22 protein-coding genes and 3 tRNA genes are annotated in these 15,479 nt (G+C 69.4%); 16 read left to right on the top strand and 9 right to left on the bottom strand.

Translation table 11 applies throughout. The features are described 5' to 3' along the window. Positions 1-9 precede the first annotated feature (9 nt). Positions 10-1,527: a replication factor C large subunit gene (locus FGM06_RS00985; protein ID WP_144796583.1), complete on the bottom strand. Its 1,518-nt coding sequence runs from the start codon at positions 1,525-1,527 to the stop codon at positions 10-12. An 84-nt stretch (positions 1,528-1,611) separates the two neighbouring features. Here FGM06_RS00985 and FGM06_RS00980 point away from each other — a divergent pair, with 84 nt between their 5' ends. Continuing rightward, positions 1,612-2,247 carry a DsbA family oxidoreductase gene (locus tag FGM06_RS00980; RefSeq protein WP_144796581.1) on the top strand — a complete coding sequence of 212 codons (636 nt, stop codon included), beginning with the start codon at positions 1,612-1,614 and terminating at the stop codon, positions 2,245-2,247. Positions 2,248-2,296: 49 nt separating this feature from the next. Here the strand turns inward: FGM06_RS00980 and FGM06_RS00975 are convergent. From FGM06_RS00975 to FGM06_RS00955, 5 genes are all read right to left on the bottom strand, one after another. Next, positions 2,297-2,367, bottom strand: a tRNA-Pro gene (locus tag FGM06_RS00975). Between the two features lie 75 nt (positions 2,368-2,442). Then, complete coding sequence (locus tag FGM06_RS00970) at positions 2,443-3,414, bottom strand: RNA-guided pseudouridylation complex pseudouridine synthase subunit Cbf5 (RefSeq protein ID WP_144796579.1); 972 nt, start codon at positions 3,412-3,414, stop codon at positions 2,443-2,445. Positions 3,415-3,438: 24 nt separating this feature from the next. Then, positions 3,439-4,017: a (d)CMP kinase gene (gene cmk, locus FGM06_RS00965; protein WP_144796577.1), complete on the bottom strand. Its 579-nt coding sequence runs from the start codon at positions 4,015-4,017 to the stop codon at positions 3,439-3,441. A gap of 107 nt (positions 4,018-4,124) precedes the next feature. After that, positions 4,125-4,490, bottom strand: coding sequence for a hypothetical protein (locus FGM06_RS00960; RefSeq protein WP_144796575.1), 366 nt, complete (start codon positions 4,488-4,490; stop codon positions 4,125-4,127). Continuing rightward, on the bottom strand, positions 4,480-5,520 hold the full coding sequence (locus tag FGM06_RS00955; RefSeq protein ID WP_144796573.1) for a zinc-binding dehydrogenase: 1,041 nt from the start codon (positions 5,518-5,520) through the stop codon (positions 4,480-4,482). The genes FGM06_RS00960 and FGM06_RS00955 overlap by 11 nt, the downstream gene beginning before the upstream one ends. Positions 5,521-5,788: 268 nt before the next feature. Here FGM06_RS00955 and FGM06_RS00950 point away from each other — a divergent pair. The 13 genes from FGM06_RS00950 (at position 5,789) to rpsB (ending at position 12,021) form a co-directional block, all read left to right on the top strand. Continuing rightward, positions 5,789-5,874 (top strand) — tRNA-Ser (locus FGM06_RS00950). A 57-nt stretch (positions 5,875-5,931) separates the two neighbouring features. After that, the gene (locus tag FGM06_RS00945) at positions 5,932-6,456 is read left to right on the top strand and encodes a 30S ribosomal protein S13 (RefSeq protein ID WP_144796571.1); all 525 of its coding nucleotides are present in this window, start codon (positions 5,932-5,934) and stop codon (positions 6,454-6,456) included. Further along, positions 6,453-6,980: a 30S ribosomal protein S4 gene (locus FGM06_RS00940; protein WP_144796569.1), complete on the top strand. Its 528-nt coding sequence runs from the start codon at positions 6,453-6,455 to the stop codon at positions 6,978-6,980. Before FGM06_RS00945 ends, FGM06_RS00940 begins: the two co-directional genes overlap by 4 nt. A gap of 6 nt (positions 6,981-6,986) precedes the next feature. Continuing rightward, positions 6,987-7,376 carry a 30S ribosomal protein S11 gene (locus FGM06_RS00935; RefSeq protein WP_004046448.1) on the top strand — a complete coding sequence of 130 codons (390 nt, stop codon included), beginning with the start codon at positions 6,987-6,989 and terminating at the stop codon, positions 7,374-7,376. Position 7,377: 1 nt separating this feature from the next. Then, on the top strand, positions 7,378-8,130 hold the full coding sequence (locus tag FGM06_RS00930; protein WP_144796567.1) for a DNA-directed RNA polymerase subunit D: 753 nt from the start codon (positions 7,378-7,380) through the stop codon (positions 8,128-8,130). A 167-nt stretch (positions 8,131-8,297) separates the two neighbouring features. After that, a tRNA-Leu gene (locus FGM06_RS00925) sits at positions 8,298-8,382 on the top strand. A gap of 39 nt (positions 8,383-8,421) precedes the next feature. Then, on the top strand, positions 8,422-8,775 hold the full coding sequence (locus FGM06_RS00920; protein ID WP_007999944.1) for a 50S ribosomal protein L18e: 354 nt from the start codon (positions 8,422-8,424) through the stop codon (positions 8,773-8,775). Then, entirely contained in the window at positions 8,772-9,221 is a 450-nt protein-coding gene (locus FGM06_RS00915; RefSeq protein ID WP_094557078.1) for a 50S ribosomal protein L13, read from the top strand. Before FGM06_RS00920 ends, FGM06_RS00915 begins: the two co-directional genes overlap by 4 nt. Next, positions 9,215-9,613, top strand: coding sequence for a 30S ribosomal protein S9 (locus FGM06_RS00910; RefSeq protein ID WP_144796565.1), 399 nt, complete (start codon positions 9,215-9,217; stop codon positions 9,611-9,613). Before FGM06_RS00915 ends, FGM06_RS00910 begins: the two co-directional genes overlap by 7 nt. 12 nt (positions 9,614-9,625) lie before the next feature. Continuing rightward, on the top strand, positions 9,626-9,820 hold the full coding sequence (locus tag FGM06_RS00905) for a DNA-directed RNA polymerase subunit N (RefSeq protein WP_144796563.1): 195 nt from the start codon (positions 9,626-9,628) through the stop codon (positions 9,818-9,820). Between the two features lie 2 nt (positions 9,821-9,822). Beyond that, positions 9,823-10,002: a DNA-directed RNA polymerase subunit K gene (locus FGM06_RS00900; RefSeq protein ID WP_144796561.1), complete on the top strand. Its 180-nt coding sequence runs from the start codon at positions 9,823-9,825 to the stop codon at positions 10,000-10,002. Beyond that, on the top strand, positions 10,002-11,204 hold the full coding sequence (eno, locus tag FGM06_RS00895; RefSeq protein WP_144796559.1) for a phosphopyruvate hydratase: 1,203 nt from the start codon (positions 10,002-10,004) through the stop codon (positions 11,202-11,204). Before FGM06_RS00900 ends, eno begins: the two co-directional genes overlap by 1 nt. Before the next feature lie 16 nt (positions 11,205-11,220). Next, complete coding sequence (gene rpsB, locus FGM06_RS00890; protein ID WP_144796557.1) at positions 11,221-12,021, top strand: 30S ribosomal protein S2; 801 nt, start codon at positions 11,221-11,223, stop codon at positions 12,019-12,021. A gap of 93 nt (positions 12,022-12,114) precedes the next feature. On the opposite strand, the gene FGM06_RS00885 is transcribed toward rpsB, so the two are convergent. The 3 genes from FGM06_RS00885 to FGM06_RS00875 form a co-directional block, all read right to left on the bottom strand. Then, complete coding sequence (locus FGM06_RS00885; RefSeq protein ID WP_144796555.1) at positions 12,115-12,465, bottom strand: DUF4870 domain-containing protein; 351 nt, start codon at positions 12,463-12,465, stop codon at positions 12,115-12,117. 48 nt (positions 12,466-12,513) lie between these two features. Then, the gene (locus tag FGM06_RS00880) at positions 12,514-12,702 is read right to left on the bottom strand and encodes an archaellin/type IV pilin N-terminal domain-containing protein (protein ID WP_144796553.1); all 189 of its coding nucleotides are present in this window, start codon (positions 12,700-12,702) and stop codon (positions 12,514-12,516) included. A 191-nt stretch (positions 12,703-12,893) separates the two neighbouring features. Continuing rightward, positions 12,894-13,442 carry a mechanosensitive ion channel domain-containing protein gene (locus FGM06_RS00875; protein ID WP_144796551.1) on the bottom strand — a complete coding sequence of 183 codons (549 nt, stop codon included), beginning with the start codon at positions 13,440-13,442 and terminating at the stop codon, positions 12,894-12,896. A gap of 130 nt (positions 13,443-13,572) precedes the next feature. Here FGM06_RS00875 and mvk point away from each other — a divergent pair, with 130 nt between their 5' ends. Beyond that, positions 13,573-14,589: a mevalonate kinase gene (mvk, locus tag FGM06_RS00870; RefSeq protein WP_144796549.1), complete on the top strand. Its 1,017-nt coding sequence runs from the start codon at positions 13,573-13,575 to the stop codon at positions 14,587-14,589. 80 nt (positions 14,590-14,669) lie between these two features. After that, on the top strand, positions 14,670-15,413 hold the full coding sequence (locus tag FGM06_RS00865; protein WP_144798489.1) for an isopentenyl phosphate kinase: 744 nt from the start codon (positions 14,670-14,672) through the stop codon (positions 15,411-15,413). The last annotated feature ends 66 nt before the right edge of the window (positions 15,414-15,479 follow it).

The following is a 15,479-nucleotide window of genomic DNA, read 5'->3' as shown; positions in this document are numbered from 1 at the left end:
GCGGGGACCTCAGAAGAAGTCGCTCAGCCCGGCCTGTCCGTCGTCCTCTCCGTTCCCGTCTGCGGCGTCCGGATCGCCTGCGTCCGGGTCGGCGGCGTCGCTTCCGGCCGCGTCCGCGGTCCCGCCGCTCGCGTCCGAATCCGACTCGTCGCCGCCGTCGGCACCACCCGTCCCGTCCGCGTCGAGCCCCTCCGCCGACCGCGTGCCGCCGGCGAACGCGCCCTCGGCGTGGTCCTCCATCCGCTCCTCCCGGAGCGCCTGCGCGTCCTCCACGATCGACGCGACCTTGTTGGTGGACTCGCCGGAGCCGGTGACGAAGGCGACGCCCGCCTCGTCGAGGTCGTAGGCGGCCGCCATCGCCACCGTCAGCTCGCGCGGCTTGCAGTGGTGCGTGACCGTCTCCAGGAAGGGGAGCACCTCGCGTCGGGCGGTCGCGACGCTGCAGCCGCTCCTGGCCGCGATCTGCCCGACCACCTCGTCGGCGGTCGCGTCCGAGGAGCTCCAGAACTGCGGGCGGCCGTACCGCGTCCACCCGCCTTTCTCCCCGTCGCGGGCGGCGGCGACCCCGGCGGCCGCGTTGTCGGTCGCGTAGCGCCAGTAGGTGTAGTTCTGCGTGGCGCGCACGCGGCCGAGCCACACGTCGGCGTTCGCGAGGAAGTCGTACGCCCGGACCGCCTCGGCCGGCTCGTACACGTCGAGGACGTTGTTCTCGATCCACTTCGTGAGGTCGTCGGGCGTCTCGTCGACGGCGTACGCCGACTGCAGCGCCTCCTCCGCCGACTCCTCTTTGAGGACCGCGTCGAGGAACGGGAACAGCCCGAGCGCCTTGTCGCGGTCGCCCGTGACAACGTCCTCGACCGCGATCGAATCTCGCCCCTCCGTCGCCGCCTGCAGGTCGTTGATCGCGCCGCGGAGGTCGCCGCGGTTGCGCTCGGCGATCCGCTCTAAGGCGTCCGACTCGAACTCGATCCCCTCCTTCCGGCAGACGTCCCGGAGGACGGGGACGATGGAGCGCGCGGAGACGTCGCGGAACTCGATCTCTTGGGTGGCGTCGCGAAGCCCGCGCGCCATGTCGTAGTAGTCGTTGGCGATCAGGACGATCGGCTGGCCCGACTCCTTGACGAGCTTCGTGATCGCCGAGGCGCCGCCGCGGTCGTAGTTGCCGTGGATGTTGTCGGCCTCGTCGAGGACGACGAGCTGGCGGGAGGCCGTGTCGCCGCCGGTCGCGCCGCCGCCGGCCGCGCTCCCGCCGAGGGTGGCGTTGCGGGCGGCCCGCCCCGCGAAGCGCTCGATGACGTCGGCGGTGCGCTGGTCGGACGCGTTCAGTTCGACCGTCTCCCAGCCCATGTCGCTCGCCAGCGCGTGGGCCGCGCTCGTCTTCCCGACGCCCGGGCTCCCGTGGAGCACGACGGCCTCGCGGTGGTCGTCCCACGAGCGCGCCCACTCAGCGAACGCGTCGCGGGCCTTGTCGTTGCCGCGGACCTCCGAAAGGGTGCTCGGGCGGTACTTCTCCGTCCAGTCGGCCATTACCGGCGGTAGGTCGGTGCGGCGTTTAGTGGTTCCGGAGGCGCGTTCGATCCCTTATCAGGCGGGCGACCGTACCGACTCGCCATGGAGGAACGCGACGAGCGGATCGCGGTCTACTCGGACTACGTCTGCCCGTTCTGTTACCTCGGTCGCCGGTCGCTGGCGGCGTACCAGGAGACGCGAGAGCGCGAGCTCGATATCGACTGGCACCCGTACGACCTCCGCGGCCACAAGCGCGGGCCCGACGGCGAGATCATCCACTCGATCGACGACGGGAGACACGAGGAGTACTTCGAGCGGGTCCGACGCGACGTGGACCGCCTGCGCGATCGGTTCGGCGCCGACGAGATGCTCGACCTCGACGACCTCCCCGAGCGCGTGGACTCGTTCGACGCGCAGGTCGCCTCGCTGTACGTGAGCGAGGAGCGCCCCGACCGCTGGCTCGACTTCGACGAGGCGATATTCGAAGCGCTCTGGGTCGACGGGCGGGACGTCGGCGACGTCGACGTGCTGGCCGACCTCGCCGAGGCCGTCGGGATGGACGGCGACGAGATACGGAGCGCGGTCGCCGACGAGGCGCGGCGCGACCGGCTTCGGACGGCGTTCACCGAGGCGCGAGACGCCACGATCGGCGGCGTCCCGACGTTCAGGTACGACGGGCGCACGGCCAGGGGCGCGGTGCCGCCCGAACAGCTGGAGCGGCTCGTCGAAGGGGTCTGAGGACGACCTTCGTCGACTGCGGCGGCGCTAACTGTTTGAGAAGTCGAAGTGGGACCGCTGAGAGTCGAACTCAGGTCATACGGACCCCATCCGCATAGGATACCACTACCCCACGGTCCCCGTCTGCATCCGAAAAAACGAGAGTCCGGTAATTAAGGACTTCGTTTCACACCTCGCCGCCCGGCCGCGACCCCCTCAGACGAGGACCCGTTCCAGCGAGACGACGACGCCCGACTCGGCGTCCGGGTCGCCGACGAGCCGGCCGAGACAGACCGCAACGCCGTCGGGGGTGTGGCAGGCGACGAGCGGCGGGTCGTCGCTTTCCGGCGTCGCATCGAAGGTCGCCCCCGCGTCCGCGTCGATGACGCCGGGAGCGTAGACGGGCGCCCCGGTGGCCACGTTGCGCGCGGCCGAGGGGGCGACCGTGACCGACGGGAGGTGCACCAGCGCCTCCTCCGCCGGCCGGACGACCTCGCGGAGCAGCGACTCGTCGCCCTCTCGCGCCCACGCGAGCCCGTCGACGAGGTCCTGCAGCGCGTGGAGGTCGCCGTCGTCGAACGGGTCGGTGGCGGTCCGGCGAAGATGCCCCATGTGAGCGCCCACGCCGGTCGCCAGGCCGACGTCGTGACACAGCTTTCGGACGTACGTCCCCGACTCACACCGGATCCGGAGCAAGGCCTGCCGCTCCCGGACTTCGAGCACGTCGAGGTCGTGGATCGTCCGGGTCCGGAGCCGGCGGGTAACGGCGCTCTTCCGCGGCGGCTTCTGGTAGATCTCCGCCTCGAACTCGCCGACCACCTCGCGGAAGTCGCCCGGAGGCGACCCGTGGAGCTCGAGGACCGAGACGTACTCCTTGCTCCCCTCCAGGAAGACCTGGGCCGCCCGGGTCGCGTCCCCGGTGAGCGTCGGCAGACAGCCGGTGACCTTCGGGTCGAGGGTGCCGGCGTGAGCGACGCCGTCGATCGGCTCGCCCTCGGGATCGAGCGCGTCGAGGGCGTCGTTGATCGCGTCGCGCACCCACGCGGAGAGCTGGTGGGAAGACGGGCCGGCGGGCTTGTCGACGTTGACGACGCCGAACCGGAGCAGCTCGGGGATCGAGCGCTCGTCGGGCGGGGCTCGGAGCGGGTCGTCAGCGGGCGCGGGAGCGTCGTCGTCTGTGTCGGTCATTGAGAGATAGCGTGCGGTCGCGGCTCAGAAGTCGTAGGTGACGCCCTCGATGGGCGCCTTTCCCTCGTCGGCCGCGGGGTCGTACGCGTCGACGGTGGCGACGAGCGCATCGAGGAAGCGGTCGGGGCCCCAGCGAGCGGTGTTGTACGCGGCGTCGTAGATGGAGAGGTCGTCGATGTCGACGCCGTAGAGCTCGCGGTACCGCTTGCGCTCGGACTCCTCGCGCCGCTCCGTCTCGGCCCGCGCCCGGTCGACGGGCTTCTCCTCCCGGTCGGCGATCCGCTCGGCGCGGACCGAGAGCGGGGCGTCGAACCAGAAGCGGAAGTCGGCGTGCTCGGCGGCGAGCCACCCGGCGAGCCGTGACTCCAGGACGAGCTCGTCGCGGGTCGTGGCGATCTCGCGGAGGCGCCGGTCGAGCTTGCGGTCGAACTGCGGGTCCTCCTCCGCGAACTCGTTGAACTCGACCGGCGTCATGTCGCGTTCGGCCGCCATCTCGCGGAAGATGTCGCCGCCGGAGACGTGTTCCATCCCGAGCCGATCGGCGAGCCCCGCGGCGTTCGTGCTCTTCCCGCTGCCAGGCGGGCCGGAGACGGTGATCAACATATCGCTACTGCGCGGGTGTCGTTCAAAACGGTTGTCGTTCGGCGCTCGCGGGCGTCGCAGTCCGCGGGTGACTCGGCGGCGGCGGATGGCTTGTCGGCGGCTCCCCGTTACCGGTCCCGCGTCGCCGCGGTCATCGACCAGACGGCGACCAGCCCGAGGAGGACGGCCGGGACGAGTGGGAGCGCGAGGTACGTCGCGAAGAACGGCAGCCCAAACCAGCCGGCGGCGTACGGGTAGAGGTAGATGACCCCGGGGATGACGATGGCGCAGAGGAACAGCACGGCCGTCAGCGCCCATCCCCTTCGGCCGAAGCCGTCGGCGGTCGGCCCGTCGGTCCCCGGTTTGCCCGATCCCGGGTCCGACGCGGCGGGGTCGGCGGTGCCGGCGGCGCCGTCGCTCTCGGCGCCGGTATCGGAGTCAGGGACGTGAACGTAGCCGCCCGTGCCCCCGTCAGCGTCGGTCTCAGAGCTCACTATCCGGTTTAACTACTACCTTGCCAAAGCCCTCACGGTTCTCGATCATCTCGTGGGCGCGCGCGGCCTCGCTCATCGGGAGCGTCTCCCGGACGTACGGTTCGAAGGTGCCGTCCCAGACGAGTTCGAGGACGTCGTCGACCTCGCCGGGCGTCGCCATCGTGGATCCGATGACGGAGAGCTGGTTCCAGAAGATGCGGTTGAGCCCCGCGTCGGGGTTCGGGCCGGTGGTCGCGCCGCAGGTGACGAGGCGGCCGCCCTTCGCCATCGACTTCAGCGAGTCCGGGTACGTCGCCGCGCCGACGTGGTCGACGACGACGTCGACGCCGCGGCGGCCGGTGATCTCGGCGACCTCCTCGGCGAAGTCGTTCGCCTCGTAGTCGATGACGTGGTCGGCGCCGCACGACTCGGCGTGCGCGAGCTTCTCCTCGCTGGAGGCTGTCGCGAACACCTCACAGCCCGCGTGGTCGGCGATCTGGACGGCGGCGTGGCCGACGCCGCCGGAGGCGCCGAGCACGAGGACCTTCTCGCCCGCCTCGACGTCCGCGCGGGTCTGGAGCATCCGCCACGCGGTCTGGAAGACGAGCGAGGCGGAGCCGGCGACCTCCCAGTCGACGCCCGCGGGGACGGGGACGAGGTTCTCGGCGGGGACGGCGGCCTTCTCGGCGTGGACGCCTCGGACGTGCTCCCCGATGATGTGGAACGAGGGGCACAGCGACTCCTCGCCGTGGCGGCAGAACTCGCACTCGCCGCAGGAGACGCCCGCGCTCACGGCGACGCGGTCGCCGGGCTCGAACCGCGTCACGCCCTCTCCGACCGACTCGACGACGCCGGCCGCGTCGCTGCCGGGGATGTGGGGCATCTCCAGGTCGATACCGGGCATCCCGCGACGCGTCCAGATATCGAGGTGATTCAGCGCGCCCGCCTTAACGTCGACGACGACCTCGCCGCGGTCGGGCTCCGGGTCCGGGAAGTCGCCGTACTCGATCACGTCGCGGTCGCCGTGGGAACCGAACTGGACGGCCTTCATGGATCGGTCCACCCGCGGCACCCACTAAACAGTACGCCAAACGGAACCCCTCGCGGAAGCGAGATCCGCGGACCGTCGGGTTCGACGGATTCCGGTTCACCCGCGACGCGGATCCCCGTCCTCCCGTGACAACCCCTCACACCCGTGCGAACCGGGCGCATTCGCTCCGCCCTTCCGTGATGTTTAAGTAGCGAAAGCGGGACCGTACGGATGCACGAACTGCAGGGGCGCCGGGTCCCGAGTCCACGAGGGCGACGATACGACGCGAGTTGCGGTAGCCAAGCCTGGCCCAAGGCGCAGGGTTGCTAACTCTGTGGCGTCACTGCCTCCGGGGTTCGAATCCCCGCCGCAACGCTCGAACGGACCGAGCACCGCCGGATTCGCGCCGGTAGGGCTCACCACAACCAACACATGAGCACGGAAGAATCACAGGACGACTCACCGGAGGAGGAGGAAGACCTCCAGTACTTCGTCCGGATCGGGGGCGCGGACCTCGACGGGACGAAGACGGTCGAGCGAAGCCTGTCCGAACTCGACGGCATCGGCACGCGCACGGCGCGGCTGGTCGCCGAGAAGGCCGACGTGGACCGCAACGCCACGTTCGGTCTCCTCGACGAGGGCGACATCGACGCGGTGGTCGACATCGCCGAGAACCTCGAAGACCACGTCCCGTCGTGGATGACGAACAGACAGAACGACTTCTACTCCGGAGAGACGACGCACCTCGTCGGCACCGACGTCAGCGAGAAGCGTCGCCACGACATCAACCGGATGAAGGTCATCGAATCGTACAAGGGCGTTCGCCACAAGCGCGGCCAGAAGGTACGCGGCCAGCGCACGAAGTCCACGGGGCGGTCCGAGGGCACCATCGGCGTCAACGTCGAGGAGATCCGCGAGGAGATGGCGGAGGAAGAAGCGGCGGGTGACGACGAATGAGCACCGGCAAGAACACGAAGGGCTACGAGACGCCGAACCACCCGTACCAGGGCGAGCGCATCGCCGAGGAGTCCGATCTCCTCTCGCGGTACGGCCTGAAGAACAAAGAGGAGTTCTGGCGCGCCCAGTCCGAGCTGCGCAGCATGCGACGCGAGGCGCGTCGCCTGCTCGGCGAGGCCCAGGGCGACGTCGACGCCGCCCAGGAGGCCGGCGCGGAGTTCGTCTCGCGACTTCGCCGCATCGGCATCCTCGGCGACAACGACGACATCTCCGCGGTCCTCTCGCTGGACGTGACCGACCTGCTCGAGCGCCGTCTCCAGACGGTCGCCTACCGGCAGGGGTTCGCGTCCTCGACCCAGCAGGCCCGCCAGTTCATCGTCCACGGCCACATCACCGTCAACGGCGCGCGCGTCACGCGCCCCTCGGTGAAGGTCGACGTGGACGACGAGGGCGCCATCGCCTTCGACGAGACGAGCCCGCTCGCGGACGATCTCCACCCCGAGCGCGCGGAGTCACAGGAGTAACCAACCATGAGTGAATCCGAGGACGGAAAGTGGGGCATCGCCCACGTGTACGCGTCGTTCAACAACACGCTCATCACGGTCACCGACGAGACGGGCGCCGAGACGATCGCCAAGTCGTCCGGCGGCACCGTGGTGAAGCAGAACCGCGACGAGGCGTCGCCGTACGCCGCCATGCAGATGGCGGAGGTCGTCGCCGAGCGCGTCAAGGACGCCGGCTTAGAGGGCGTGCACGTTCGCGTGCGCGGCCCCGGCGGCAACCTCAACAAGTCCACCGGACCCGGTGCGCAGGCGACGATCCGCGCGCTCTCGCGTGCGGGCGTCGAGATCGGCCGGATCGAGGACGTCACGCCCATCCCGCACGACGGGACGAAGGCGCCAAAGAACAAGCGAGTCTGACATGACGGAAGACGAATTCGACGTCCAGTACGTCGAACGGGACGAACGCAGCGCGCGGGTGCTGATCCGCGGGCTCACGCCGGCGTTCGCGAACGGCATCCGCCGCGCGATGATCGCCGACGTCCCGACGTTCTCGATCGACACCGTCCGGTTCGTCGAGAACTCCTCCGTCATGTTCGACGAGATGATCGGCCTCCGGCTGGGGCTGGTGCCCCTGACGACGCCGCTCGACGACTTCGAGGTCGGCGACGAGGTCACCCTCGCGCTCGACGTCGAGGGACCGGCGACGGCGTACTCCGGCGACATCGAGAGCGCCGACCCGCTCGTCGGCGTCGCCGACGAGAACGTGCCGATCATCGAGCTGAAGGAGGGACAGCGGCTGGAGTTCGAAGCGGACGCGGTGCTGAACACCGGCAAGGAGCACGCCAAACACCAGGGCGGCGTCTCCGTCGGCTACCGCCACCTCCAGCGCGTCTCGGTCGAGGGCGACCTCGGCGAGTTCGACGACGACGAGCCGCGGATCCTCCGCGGCGTCATCGAGACGCCCGACGGTTCGATAGAGCTCACCGACGAGTTCGACAACGACCTCTCGGAGCGGTTCCCCGGGAAGGAGGTCGCGATCGAGGACGTCCCCGGCGCGTTCGTCTTCCACATCGAGACGGACGGGTCGTTCAGCGTCGAGGAACTGCTGCTCCGCGCGATCGACTCCATCGAGGAGCGCGCGGACGAACTACAGACGAAAGTCGCGGTCTAACGTAATGACGGACCTTCAGACCACGCGGCCGGCGCTCGCCCCTGCACGGAGCCGCGGCGCCGCGTCCCGATCCGACGCCGCGTCGGATCGCGCCGGACCCGAGTCGGGCCGTTCCGACGGCGGGACCGAAAGTGGTTTGAAGGGAGCCGGGTTACGCAGGAGTGCACGCAGGGATAGCCAAGTCAGGCCAACGGCGCAGCGTTCAGGGCGCTGTCCTGTAGAGGTCCGCAGGTTCAAATCCTGCTCCCTGCACTCCGTTTTCACTAACTCTCCGCTTCAGGAGGGACAGCTATGAGTAGCAAGACGAATCCGAAACTACAGAACCTCATCGCCGATCTGAAGTCGGTCTCGCGCGACTCCGGTGCCAACGTGTGGCAGGACGTCGCCGACCGACTGGAGAAGCCACGGCGCACGCACGCTGAGGTCAACCTGGGCCGTATCGAACGATACGCGCAGGAAGACGAGACGGTCGTCGTCCCCGGCAAGGTGCTGGGCAGCGGTGTGCTCGAAAAGAACGTCACCGTCGCCGCCGTCGACTTCTCGGGAACCGCCCGCACGAAGATCGACCAGGCCGGCGAAGCGGTGTCGCTTGAACAGTTCGTTGAACAGAACCCCGAAGGGAGCAACGTCAGGGTGATCCGATGAGTCTCGCGAAGATCGACGCGGACGTCGTCGTCGACGCCCGCGACTGCATCCTCGGTCGCGTCTCGTCGAAGGTCGCCCAGCGCGTCCTCGACGGCGAGACGGTCGCCGTCGTCAACGCCGAGCGCGCGGTCATCACCGGCAACGAGGAGGCGACGATGGAGACGTACCACACCCGCGCGGAGCTCGGCTCCGACAGCGGGCCGTACTACCCCAAGCGCCCCGACCGCATCTTCAAGCGCGCCATCCGCGGCATGCTGCCGTACAAGACCGAGGACGGCCGCGAGGCGTTCTCGAACGTCCGCGTCTACGTGGGTAACCCCTACGAGCGCGACGAGGACGCCGAGACCGTCGTCCTCGACGGCACCTCGCTCGACCGCCTCTCGAACATCAAGTTCACGACGCTCGGGGAGATCTCCGAGTCTCTGGGAGCCAACGTCACATGGTAACTAACACCTCAGGCAAGAAGAAGACGGCCGTCGCCCGCGCCACCGTGCGCGACGGCGAGGGTCGCGTTCGCATCAACTCCCAGCCAGTCGAGCTGGTCGAACCGGAACAGGCGCGGCTCAAGATGCTCGAGCCGTTCCGCATCGCGGGCGAGGAGCTCCGCGACGGCGTCGACATCGACATCAACGTCGAGGGCGGCGGCTTCAGCGGCCAGGCCGACGCGACGCGGACCGCCATCGCGCGCGGTCTCGTCCAGCACCTCGGCGACGCCGAGCTGCGCGACGCGTACATGAACTTCGATCGCACGCTGCTGGTCAACGACGTGCGCCAGTCCGAACCCAAGAAGTGGGGCGGACCCGGCGCGCGTGCCCGCTACCAGAAGTCCTACCGCTGAGGTGATCCAGTCATGATGATCCCCGTCCGGTGTTTCACGTGCGGCAACGTCATCGGTGAACACTGGGAGGAGTTCAAGCAGCGCGCCCGCGACGGCGACGAGGACCCGGGCGACGTGCTCGACGAGCTCGGGGTCGACCGGCACTGCTGCCGCCGGATGATGGTCAGCCATCGCGACCTCGTCGACGTCGTCTCGCCGTACCAGTAACAATGTCAACACAGCGATACAATCGATACGAGAAGGCACGCATCCTCGGCGCGCGAGCGCTGCAGGTGTCGTACGGGGCGCCCGTGCTGATCGACACGGACCAGACGGAGCCCATCCTCGTCGCCGCGGAGGAGTACGACGCGGGCGCGCTCCCGTTCACGGTCCGGAGGGAGTCCAACTGATGACCCGCATCACCGGCGTCTCGCTGCGTCGCGTGCTCGACTCGCGGGGGAACCCGACCGTCGAGGCCGACGTCCTCACCGAGTCCGGCGGCTTCGGCCGCGGGGCGGCGCCCAGCGGGGCGTCCACCGGCGAGTACGAGGCGATCGAACTCCCCGCAAGCGAGTCGATCGCGAAGGCTCGGGAACACGCCGTTCCCCGGCTGGAGGGCCTGTACGCCGGCGACCAGCGCGCCGTCGACGGCGCGCTCCGCGCGGCCGACGGCACGGACGACTTCTCGGCCATCGGCGCCAACAGCGCCGTCGCCATCTCGATGGCGGCCGCGAAGGCCGCCGCCGACGTGCTCGGCGCGCCGCTGTATCAACACCTCGGGGGCGCGTTCCGCGGCGACAACTTCCCGATCCCGCTCGGCAACGTCGTCGGCGGCGGGGAGCACGCCAAGGAGGCGACCCACATCCAGGAGTTCCTCGCCGCGCCAGTCGGCGCGCCTAGCGTCTCGGAGGCCGTCTTCGCGAACGCCGCGGTCCACGCGGCGGTCGCGGACGTGCTCGACGAGCGCGGCGTGCCGGCCGCGAAGGGCGACGAGGGCGCGTGGGCGCCCCCGATCTCGGACGCGGAGGCGTTCGAGGTCGTCGAGGAGGCGGTCGAGCTGGTCGAGGACGAAGTGGGCTTCGAGATCCGCTTCGGCCTCGACATGGCCGCCGCCGAGCTGTACGACGACGACAGCGAGTCGTACGTCTACGGCGACGAGACCAAGACGACCGACGAGCAGGTCGAGTACGTCGCCGGCCTCGTCGACGAGTACGACCTCGCGTACGTCGAGGACCCCCTCGACGAGAACGACTACGAGGCGTTCGCGGAGCTGACCGACCGGGTCGGCGACCGGACGCTGATCTGCGGCGACGACCTGTTCGTCACCAACGTCGAGCGGCTCCGCGAGGGGATCGACGTCGGCGCGGCCAACAGCATCCTGATCAAGCCGAACCAGATCGGGACGCTGTCGGACGCGTTCGACGCGGTCGAGCTCGCCGCCCGCAACGGGTACGAGACGGTCATCTCGCACCGCTCGGGCGAGACGGAGGACACCACCATCGCACACCTCGCCGTGGCGACCGACGCCGGGTTCATCAAGACCGGCACGGTCGGCGGCGAGCGCACCGCCAAGCTGAACGAACTGGTCCGCATCGCGGACGACGCGGTATGACGGGCCCACACCACGCATGAGCGAAGACAACGACGCGGTCGAACTCGACGACGACGCGGAGACCGAGGCGGTCGACGCGGCGGTCGAGGAGGAGACCGACACGACCGAGGAACCGACCGCCGACGCGGCCGCCGAGGAGGCGTCCGCTGACGCCGAGATCGAAGACGACGAGGCCGACGACGCCGCGGACGAGGAGGAGGCCTCCCCGTTCGACGACGACGTCATGCCCGACGACGACGTCGACCTGCTGATCCCCGTCGAGGACTACCTCTCCGCCGGTGTCCACATCGGGACCCAGCAGAAGACGGCGGACATGGAGCGGTTCATCCACCGCGTCCGCGACGACGGCCTGTACGTGCTCGACGTGAGCACGACGGACCAGCGCATCCGGACTGCCGCGGACTTCCTCTCCAACTACGACCCCGAGCAGATCCTCGTCACGTCCTCGCGGCAGTACGGCCGGTTCCCGGCCGAGAAGTTCGCGGACGCCATCGGCGCCCGCGCCCGCACGGGGCGTTTCATCCCCGGCACGCTGACGAACCCCGACTACGCCGGCTACATCGAGCCGGACGTCGTCGTGGTGACCGACCCGATCGGCGACGCGCAGGCCGTCAAGGAGGCCATCACCGTCGGCATCCCGGTCATCGCGATGTGCGACTCCAACAACCAGCTGTCGAACGTCGACCTGGTCATCCCGACGAACAACAAGGGTCGACGCGCGCTGTCGGTCGTCTACTGGCTGCTCGCCAACGAGACGCTCGACCGCCGCGGCGCCGACACGGTCTTCGCCCTCGACGACTTCGAGGACGAGCTGTAACCGGTCTTCGACGTCGAGTTCGACTTTTCCGACGCTTCGACACCGCGGAGCCGCCGCCGTCGCCGCCGTGTGAAAATAGCCCCTCCGCGGCCCTCAGAGGATGTCCGGCGTGTACGGGTACGAGTAGACCTGCCCCTCGTTGGCCTTCAGCGTGGCCATCAGAACCAACACGAGGTCGATCAGTCCGATCAGCGGGAGGAGCAGGAAGCCGACGAGCACGACCGTCAGCAGCCCGGAGACGATCATCGCGACGAGGACGACGATCTGGAAGTTGAGCGAGTTCTTCGCGTTCCGCTTGACGAGTTCGTCGTCGTCGTCCGCGAGCACTAAGAACAGCAGCGGTCCCAGGAACGAAGCGACCAGCGCCGACGCGTGCGAGAGGGCGGCGAGGGTCGTGTCTCCGTCGACCGTCTCTCCGGCGCTCACGTCCTCTTGAGATGACATGGCGCGGATTTCTCAGACTGAATTGATAAGTATTTGGCCCGTTACATACTAACATACAGGTTCGACTACTGACTGAGCTGCACCAAGGTTCGCGTTACAGACGGTTTCGGATAGCCCTAATCCGAGTGCAAAGACACCTACAGTCGTCGCCAAAAGGACGGTGATCCCGACGAGCAGTACGATCCCGATTACAGATGACGTGGCACGATTATCGTTATTTCTGAGTGACTGATCCATGAAAAGGACATGCAAGACTGGCTACATAATTCTGATCCCTAGAGTGACAATCGATCAGTCGGATACGCTCGACGACGATTTCGAAAAATCACTAGAGTTGCAGATAGTTCGTAAGCCTGATCCACCCAGCTGTATACGGCGTACAGAGTACGGGGCTATCTGAACAGCATCTACGCGCTCGGGCCGCGAGATCAGGACTCTTGGTCCGGCACGTCGTGAGTCCAGCGCGACTCTATCTCCCGGTTCGCCATCACGATCCGGTCGCCGGCGTCCGTGTCGATCCGGGTCTTCCGGAGCTCGATCGCGGCGACCGTTCCGGTCACGCCCTTCGCCTCAACGCGGTATCCCGGGTTGAAGTCGGGGTCGCGGAGGAGGTAGACGCCCGCGACCGTGTCCTCGATCATCTCGGAGAGCGCGTAGGAGACGCCCAGCGCGATGAAGCCGACGGCGGTGCCGAGGCTCGCCGCGATGTCGCCCATCCCGACGACTTTCAGGAACGTCAACGCGACGCCGAACCACAGGAAGATCGCCACGAGCGTGACGATGAGATCGCCCACGAGCTCGCGATCGCCGATGTAGATCCGCTCGATCGAAGAGCGGACGAGCGAGAGGACGATCCGCACCGTCACGTACGCCAGTGCGAGGAAGATCAGCCCCGAGAGCAGCCGCGGGATCGCGACCGCCACCCCTTCGACGAAGTTCGCGAACGACCGGGTCAAAAGTGACGGGAGCGTCGTCATGGCGCGCACGACGGCGGCCGACGGTGAAAAGGTGGCGGGAGCGGAGACCCTCGCCGTCCCGCGTTCGCGGGGCGTCGACGGCGACCCGACAAGCGCAACGCCTGTATGCCCCCGGAGAGAGGGGGTTCGTATGACCGTCTGTGAAGCGCCGGGGAAGGTGTACCTCTTCGGCGAACACGCCGTCGTCTACGGCGAGCCGGCCGTGCCGGCCGCGATCGAGCGACGCGCAACGGTGACCGCCGAGCCGCGGGCCGACGACCACGTCCGCGTCGCGGCCGAGGACCTCTCGCTGGACGGGTTCACGGTGGAGTACTCCGGCGGCACCGGGGATCACCCCGACGTGGACGTGCCGACGCCGCTGGTCGAGGCCGCGATGGGCTACGTCGACGCCGCCGTGCGGCAGGCCCGGGACGCGGCCGACGCGCCGGACGCCGGCTTCGACATCACCGTCGAGAGCGACATCCCGCTCGGGGCGGGGCTCGGCTCCTCCGCGGCCGTCGTCGTCGCCGGCATCGACGCCGCGACGCGGGCGCTCGGGGAGCCGCTCGACCGGCGCGAGCTGGCCGACCGCGCGTACCGCGCCGAGCACGAGGTGCAGGACGGGCAGGCCTCCCGCGCCGACACCTTCTGCTCGACGATGGGCGGGGCGGTCCGCGTCGAGGGCGACGACTGCGAGCCGATCGAGACGCCGAACCTGCCGTTCGTCGTCGGCTTCGACGGCGGCGCCGGCGACACCGGCGAGCTCGTGGCCGGCGTCGGCGAGCTCCGCGAGGAGTACGGCTTCGCGGCGGACGCCGTCGAGTCGATCGGCGACCTCGTCCGGACCGGGGAGGGGATGCTCGCGGAGGCCGAGTCCGACGCGGAGCCGTCGTCGGAGCTGCTCGCGGAACTCGGCGAGCTGATGGACTTCAACCACGGGCTGCTCTCGGCGCTCGGCGTCTCGGCGCGCTCGCTCGACGCGATGGTGTGGGCCGCCCGAGACGCGGGCGCGCACGGCGCGAAGCTCACCGGCGCGGGCGGCGGCGGCTGCATCGTCGCCCTCGACGAGAGCGACGCGACGGAGACCGCGCTCTCGTTCACGCAGGGCTGTGAGGAAGCGTTCCGCGCCGAGCTGGCGACGGAGGGCGTCCGGGTGGTGGAACCGTGACGGGCGGCCGTGACGGCGTCTCCGACTCCGGCGCCGCGGCCGACGTCGATCGCGACGCACCTTCCCCGGCGCCCCCCGTCGTGCTCAAGCTCGGCGGGAGCCTGATCACGGAGAAGGACCGGCCCGAGACGCTCGACGACGACGCGCTCGCGGCCGCCTGCGACGCGGTCGCCGACGCCCTCGCCGACGGGCCGGTCGGGCGGCTCGTCGTCGTCCACGGCGGCGGGAGCTTCGGCCACCACCACGCCAGCGAGCACGGCGTGTCGACGACCGCGGGGACTCACGACCCGGCGGCGGTGATGGACGTTCACGGCGCGATGACGTCGCTGAACCGCGCGGTGCTCGACCGACTTCACGAGCGCGGCGTCCCCGCGGTGCCCGTCCATCCCCTGTCGCTGTCGGCCCGTCCCGAGGGGCCCGACGGCGACCTCGACCTCCCGCTCTCGTCGACGGCGACGCTGCTCGACGAGGGGTTCGTGCCGGTGCTCCACGGCGACGGCGTCGCGACCGCGGGTGCGGGCGTCACGGTCGTCTCCGGCGACGAGCTGGTCGTCGAGCTCGCGACCGGCCTCGGCGCGCAGCGGGTCGGCGTCTGTTCGACCGTGCCGGGCGTCCTCGACGCCGACGGCGACGTGATCCCCGCGATCGATGACTTCGAGTCGGTCGCCGACGCGCTCGGCGCGAGCGACGCGACCGACGTCTCCGGCGGGATGGCCGCGAAGGTCCGGGAGCTCCTGGCGCTCGACGCCCCGGCTCACGTGTTCGGCGCCGAGGGATTGGCGCCGTTTCTCCGGGGGGAGGACGCGGGGACTCGCATCGACTGAGGGGCGGCCGCCATCGCGTCGGAGACGGGTACCGAACCCTTATTCGCCCCACCGCCCTCCCTCCGG

This window comes from Halorubrum depositum (genome assembly GCF_007671725.1).
Taxonomy (GTDB): domain Archaea; phylum Halobacteriota; class Halobacteria; order Halobacteriales; family Haloferacaceae; genus Halorubrum; species Halorubrum depositum.
The sequence above is the reverse complement of the archived record's forward strand: the minus strand, read 5'-3'. Positions and strand labels throughout refer to the sequence as shown.